General features: G+C 68.2%; 6 protein-coding genes. 4 read left to right on the top strand and 2 right to left on the bottom strand.

The window, feature by feature from the left end; all coding sequences use genetic code 11:
* Positions 1 to 703 (bottom strand): LUD domain-containing protein (locus BJF77_RS00250; RefSeq protein WP_369821333.1); only part of this gene is annotated, 703 nt, incomplete at its 3' end.
* Positions 704 to 723: 20 nt separating this feature from the next.
* On the bottom strand, positions 724 to 1,620 hold the full coding sequence (locus BJF77_RS00245) for a (Fe-S)-binding protein (RefSeq protein WP_075870944.1): 897 nt from the start codon (positions 1,618 to 1,620) through the stop codon (positions 724 to 726).
* Positions 1,621 to 2,066: 446 nt separating this feature from the next.
* On the opposite strand from BJF77_RS00245, the gene BJF77_RS00240 reads away from it, so the two are divergent.
* The 4 genes from BJF77_RS00240 to BJF77_RS00225 all read left to right on the top strand — a co-directional run.
* Positions 2,067 to 3,854, top strand: coding sequence for an L-lactate permease (locus BJF77_RS00240; protein ID WP_075870943.1), 1,788 nt, complete (start codon positions 2,067 to 2,069; stop codon positions 3,852 to 3,854).
* Between the two features lie 147 nt (positions 3,855 to 4,001).
* Entirely contained in the window at positions 4,002 to 4,715 is a 714-nt protein-coding gene (locus BJF77_RS00235; protein WP_075870942.1) for a FadR/GntR family transcriptional regulator, read from the top strand.
* Between the two features lie 332 nt (positions 4,716 to 5,047).
* Positions 5,048 to 5,299, top strand: a complete 252-nt coding sequence (locus BJF77_RS00230; RefSeq protein ID WP_075870941.1) for a hypothetical protein — start codon at positions 5,048 to 5,050, stop codon at positions 5,297 to 5,299.
* A gap of 680 nt (positions 5,300 to 5,979) precedes the next feature.
* On the top strand, positions 5,980 to 6,278 hold a 299-nt coding region (locus BJF77_RS00225), incomplete at its 3' end, for a PRC-barrel domain-containing protein (protein WP_139318357.1).

Below are 6,278 nucleotides of genomic sequence, written 5' to 3'. Positions count from 1 at the left end.
CCTCGGACTCCACCACGGTCAGCGTCCCGGTGGAGGCCACGCCGAAGTTCGCCCCGGACACCGCCACGGAGGTGGCGAGGAACTTCTCCCGCAGATGGGTGCGGGCGGCCTCGGCGAGGTCGCGCGGCTCACTGGTCAAGGAATCATCCGTCTCCGGCATCCCCTTCCGGAAGATCTCCCGCACCTCATCACGATTGCGGTGGATGGCCGGGACCAGGATGTGCGAGGGCTTGTCGTGGGCGAGCTGGACGATCAGTTCGGCGAGGTCGGTCTCTGTGGCGGTGATCCCGTGCTCCTCGAGGTGGGCCTCGAGGCCGATCTCCTGGGTGGCCATGGACTTGATCTTGATGACGTCGGTGGACCCGGTGGCCTGCACGAGCTCGGTGACGATCCGGTTGGCCTCCTCGGCGTCGCGCGCCCAGTGCACGGTGCCGCCGCGGGCCGTGAAGTTGGCCTCGAACTCCTCGAGCAGGTGCGGCAGGTCCGCCATGACCTGCTCCTTGAGCGCGGAGCCGGCCGAGCGCAGCTCCTCCCAGTCGGGGAGCTCCCCGGCCACCGCGGCGCGCTTGCCGCGGATCGTGTGGGTGGCGTGGCGGATGTTGGCGCGCATCTGCGTGTTGCCCATCTCGGCCTTCGCCGCGGCGGGGAACGCGGTGGACGCGTGCAGATTCCCCTGCCCGTGGACGGGACGCACAGCAGGCATCCCCAGTGCAATACGACGGGTCATCGGGCGCCTCCGGTGGTGTGGGACGAAACGGACAAGGAAGCCGGACTCGCAGGACCCGCGGCCGAGGAACGCGCCGACGTGCACCCACCCCGCCCCCTGCTCTTCGGGATCGACAGCTCGACCGGTCCGGAGACCTCCAGCGGGTTCTCGCGGGTGGACGCGAGGATCTCGGCGAAGTGGACGGTGCCCGCACCCGTTCCCCGGCGGGCCATGGCCCCGCCCAGGTGCATCAGGCAGGAGGCGTCCCCCCCGGTGCACAGCTCGGCCCCGGTGGAGACGATGTTGTCGATCTTCTCCTCGGCCATCGCGGCGGAGACGTCCGGGTTCTTGAAGGAGAAGGTCCCGCCGAAGCCGCAGCACTCCTCGGCGTCGGGCAGCTCCACGAGGTCGAGACCGCCGACCGAGGCGACCAGGTCCTTCTGCCGGTCCCCCAGGCGCAGCAGCCGCATCCCGTGGCAGGACGGGTGATAGGTGACCCGGTGGGGGAACCAGGAGCCGAGCTGCGCGGCCGCGTCGCGCACGCCGAGCACGTCGGTCAGCAGCTGCGAGAGCTCGTAGGTGTTCCCTGCGACGGCTGCGGCGGCCGCCGCCAGCTCCTCGTCCCCGCCGGCGCGGGCGATCATCGGCTGCTGGTGGCCCAGGGAGGCGACGCAGGAGCCCGACGGCGCCACGGCCACGTCGTAGTCCGCGGCGGAGAAGGCCTGCACGTGGTTGCGGACCACGGGCAGGGCGTCGTCGAAGTAGCCGCTGTTGACGTGCATCTGGGAGCAGCAGCCCTGGCCGGGCGGGAACACCACCTCGTGGCCGAGCCGCTCGAGCACCCGCACGGTGGCCAGCGCGACCCGCGGATACATCGCGTCCACGATGCACGTGGCGAACAGGGCGATTCTCATGGGACCTCCGGGGGACAGGAGAACAAGGACGAAAGAAGAAGAAAAAGGGTCGATGCGAGAACACCGCACCACCTGTGGTCTGACCATAGTAGGACTATGAGCCGCACCACACAACCAGGGCGGCAGGCGGCGAAAACATTGCGCCGAAGGGTTGGTGGTGTGACCTGGGTCATGTACTCTTCGTGGTCAGACCATTGTGGTCCGACCATACGGTGATGGCATGTCTGGTTCTTCCCGCACTGGGGTGCGGAGAACACGACCGACCACCCGACAGACACCAAGGTCTGTGCTGCTTTTCCGGAACTCATCGAAAGGCGCATCGAGGCCACTGGGGCCGGCACGAGCTGCGCGTCGCGTCCCGGAAACTTTGACCCAGCCCGTACCACGCCCCCGGCCCGCCCCGTCACCCGTGATCCTGCGGGGCAGGGCCCAGAAAGGATCTGTCCATGGACAATCTCGCTGTCCTGAGCCTGTTGGCTCTGCTGCCCCTGCTGTTGGTGGGTGTGCTGTTGGCCGGTTTCCGCTGGCCGGCGAAGTTCGCGATGCCGGTGGGCTACCTCGCCGCCGTCATCGTGGCCCTGGTGGTGTGGCAGATGAGCTTCACCGGGGTGCTGGCCGCCACCCTGGAGGGCCTGATCGTGGCCGTCACGATGCTGTACATCGTCTTCGGCGCCCTGCTGCTGCTCGCCACCCTCACCGTGGGCGGGGCCATGGCCACCATCCGCGCCGGCTTCAACAACATCTCCGCCGACCGGCGGATCCAGGCCATCATCATCGGCTGGCTCTTCGGCTCCTTCATCGAGGGCGTCTCTGGCTTCGGCACCACCGCCGCGGTCGTGGCCCCGCTGCTGCTGGCCATGGGCTTCCCCGCGATGGCCGCCGTCATGATCGGCCTCATCGTCCAGTCCACCCCGGTCAGCTTCGGAGCGGTCGGCACCCCCATCCTCGTCGGGGTCGCCAACGGCCTGGGCGGGGACCCCGCGGTCGCTCAGCGCGTCGAGGTCCTGGGTGTGACCATGCCCGAGTTCATCAACTCGATCGGCTTCTACACCGCGGCCATCCACGCCATCGTGGGCATCCTCATCCCGCTGATCCTCGTCACCCTGCTCACCGGGTTCTTCGGCCCCGACCGGCGCTTCCGCGACGGACTCGCCGTGTGGCCCTTCGCCGTGTACGCCTCCCTGGCCATGACCGTCCCCTACGTGCTGGTGGCCCGCTTCCTCGGCCCCGAGTTCCCCTCGATGTTCGGTGGGCTCCTCGGCATGGTGCTGGTGATGTTCACCTCCAGCAAGGGCTTCCTCATGCCCAAGGACACCTTCCAGTTCGGCCCCCGCGCCGACTGGCCCACCCGCTGGATGGGCACTATCGAACCGGCCGAGGCCACCGACGTCTCCACGCACATGAGCACGGTCCGCGCCTGGGCCCCCTACGCCCTGATGGCGGGGCTGCTGGTGGCCACCCGCGTCATCGCCCCGCTGAAGGAATGGCTGACCGGTCTGGCCATCCCCTTCGAGAACATCCTGGGCACCGAGATCACCACCACCGTCCAACCCTTCTACCTTCCCGGCTTCGTGCTGATCCTCGCCTCGGCCTTCGCCTACCTGCTGCACCGGATGAACTCCCGCGAGATCGCCCAGACCCTCAAAATCTCCGCCGGCCAGCTCGCCGGCACCGCCGCCGCCCTGCTCTTCGCCGTGCCCCTGGTCAGGGTCCTCATCCAGTCCGGCCCGGCCCTCAACGAGTCCGGGCTCTCCAGCATGCCGGTCACCCTCGCCGAGGGCGCCGCCGCGATCTCGGGCAGCTCCTGGCCCGTGATCGCCCCCTGGATCGGCGCACTGGGTGCCTTCGTGGCCGGATCGAACACCGTGTCGAACCTGACGTTCTCCCAGTTCCAGTTCTCCACCGGCGCCGCGATCGGCCTGGACCGCCCCGAACTCGTCGTGGCCGCCCAGGCCGTGGGTGGGGCCGGTGGCAACCCGATCGCGATCCACAACATCGTGGCCGCCTCCGCCACCGTGGGCCTGCTCGGGCGTGAAGGTGATCTGCTGCGCAAGACCATCATCGTCACCACCTACTACTGCCTCGCCGGCGGCGCGATCGCCTACCTGTTCATCCATGGGGTGGGCCTGAACCTGGGCACCATCATGCTGGTGGCCCTCATCGCCGGACTGGCCCTCATCGCCGCCCGGCTGTGGCGCCAGGACGCCCCCACCAAGAACGAACTCCGGGTCTGAGCCCGGCACGTGAGGCCGGGCTCATGACCGGCGCCGGCCCCACGCCTGCTGCACCCCGGGGGCTGCACCCGACTGATCCAGTCGGGTGCAGCCCCCGAGGTCTCTCTAGAATGGTTCGGTTCCCCATCTACCCTCCAGGAGCCCCTCGTGCCCGCGCCCACACGCACCTACACCCTCGTCCTCGACTGGCTCGAAGAACGACTGCGCTCGGGCGAGATCTCGGTGGGCGACAGACTGCCCGCAGAGCGCCACCTGGCCGAGGAGTTCGGGATTTCCCGCGCCTCGGTCCGCGAAGCATTCCGGGTCCTCGACGCCATGGGCCTGGTCCGCTCCTCCACCGGGTCCGGGCCCAACGCCGGGGCGATCGTCATCTCAGACCCCTCGGCCGCCCTCGGCTGGGCGCTGCGGATGCACGTGGCCAACCGGTCCTTGCGCATCAGCGATCTGGTGCAGACCCGGCTGCTGCTCGAAACCCAGTCCGCCCACGAAGCCGCCACCGCCCCGGACACCCCCGAGCGCACCGCGATACTCGACCAGGCCACCGAACTGGTGGCCGCCATGGACGACCCGGACCTGCCGGATGAGCGCTTCCACGCCCACGACGCGCAGTTCCACATCCTGCTCGCCTCCCTGGCCGGCAACGTGGTGGTCGAGACGATCATGGCCTCGCTGCGCCAGGCCACCATCGGCTACGTCCAGGAGACCGTCGCCGGCCTGGCGGCCTGGCCGCAGGTACGCCACACCCTCCAGGAACAGCACAAGAACATCCTGGAAGCCTTCCAGCAGCGCCGAGGCACAGACGCCGCCGAAGCCCTGCGCCACCACATCATCTGGTTCTTCGAACTCAGCGATCACCGCTAAAGAGCGGCCCCCAGACTCCCGCACCACCCAGGACTCCTGACCCCCGCGCACCGAACGGTGCCACCAGCACGGGACCGCGTGCACGAGCCACCCCAGACCCACCCTGCCCGACTGCTGACGGACACCTCCAAAACCTCCGGCTCCAGCCGGCCGCGACCGGCCTCCGCCGTGGGGGACCCATACGCGTTCCAGGCCGAGAACACCCCGCGTCGATACCGCACCACTGAGCGCACCAGATCGGGACGACCACCCAGCATGTGCTCACCGCGTCCCGGCTGACCACCCCGAGGCCGCACCCCAGCCCATAGGCGCCGACGAAAGGCACCGCCACCATGACCAGCCCCGACCCCGTCCCCGGCCCAGTCCCAGTCCTCGTGGAGGACTGCACCGTGCTGCAGGCAGGTGATCGCATCGACGTCCACCTTGTCGGTGACCTCTACTACCGCGGACTCGTCGAGGAGACCATGCCACTCCTCCACGTGGTGTGGGCCCGAGAACTGGGAACCGGCGAACGGAGAATGTTCTCCACCGACGAGAACCGCATCTTCCAGCACCCACCCCCAGCCACCCCAGAAAAGCACTGACGAAGACCTTTTTTGAAGGCACGCTCCACCGTTGTGACGGAAATCCGTGGAGCACATGGATGCCAGACGCCCAACGGCCGACATGGAGGACCGGCCGCTAACCGGGCCATATGTAAAGCAACGAATGAGAGCTCGCCTGGGCCCGTGCCGTCGCCGGTCCGATCGGGAGTTGTCCGTACGGTCCTGAGGCAGTGATCGCATCCCGGATACAGGGCGCGACCCGCCTGAAGGAATCCCAGGCACGGGACCACGAGCACAGTGACAAGCATGTTTTCTATCAGTAGCTTCATACTTACGCTGGCCGCAGTGGTCGGCGTACGGGGTGATCGCACGGTCGGGCACGACGGTGCCGGCACCCCGGGAGCCTGCCGTTACTCCGCGGCGAGGTTGTCGCCTCCGCGCCGCCAGCCATGACGGTGCGGAGGCGTTCCCCGTGGGTATCGACCTTGTGAGACGACCTCAACAACACCACCCCGTCTCGGCTGCGGCGGCAAGGGACCGCATGCTCATCCCGGGCCACACAGAGCTTCAACTTTTGGTGAGACCATTGATCAGCAGGCTGGCTATCAGTAGGGTGAGAGGCAGCAGCCGAATGCATCACCCCGCCCACCGGCGGATACCGTCTGCGCCGGGCTTCCGCCCGTGAGTTCGTGCCACGCGAATTACCCAAAGGAGATTTCATGGCCACCTACGACGTCAACGCCCTTCTCTCCGCCACCGCCTACGGGTCGGACGGCGACAAGATCGGCAAGATCGAGCAGGTCTTCCTGGACGACAACACCGAGGAAGTCACCTTCGTGACCGTCAACACCGGTCTGTTCGGCACCAAGGAGAGCTTCGTCCCCGCCGACGGCGCCCGGCAGGACGGCGACCGCCTCGTGCTCCCCTACACCAAGGACGTCGTCAAGGACGCCCCGAACGTGGACGCGGACCAGCACCTCTCCCCGGCCGAGGAGGAGGAGATCTACCGCTACTACAA

The organism is Kocuria sp. CNJ-770 (assembly GCF_001942375.1).
In the GTDB taxonomy this organism is placed as follows: Bacteria; Actinomycetota; Actinomycetes; order Actinomycetales; family Micrococcaceae; genus Kocuria; species Kocuria oceani.
Note: the sequence above shows the minus strand (reverse complement) of the source record. Positions and strands in the feature narration are given on the sequence as shown.

Excerpts from the sequence above, each read along its gene's own strand:
- BJF77_RS00230 (WP_075870941.1), top strand. The coding sequence starts at position 5,048 with ATGACCAGCCCCGACCCCGTCCCCGGCCCAGTCCCAGTCCTCGTGGAG.
- BJF77_RS00240 (WP_075870943.1), top strand. The coding sequence starts at position 2,067 with ATGGACAATCTCGCTGTCCTGAGCCTGTTGGCTCTGCTGCCCCTGCTG.
- BJF77_RS00245 (WP_075870944.1), bottom strand. The coding sequence starts at position 1,620 with ATGAGAATCGCCCTGTTCGCCACGTGCATCGTGGACGCGATGTATCCG.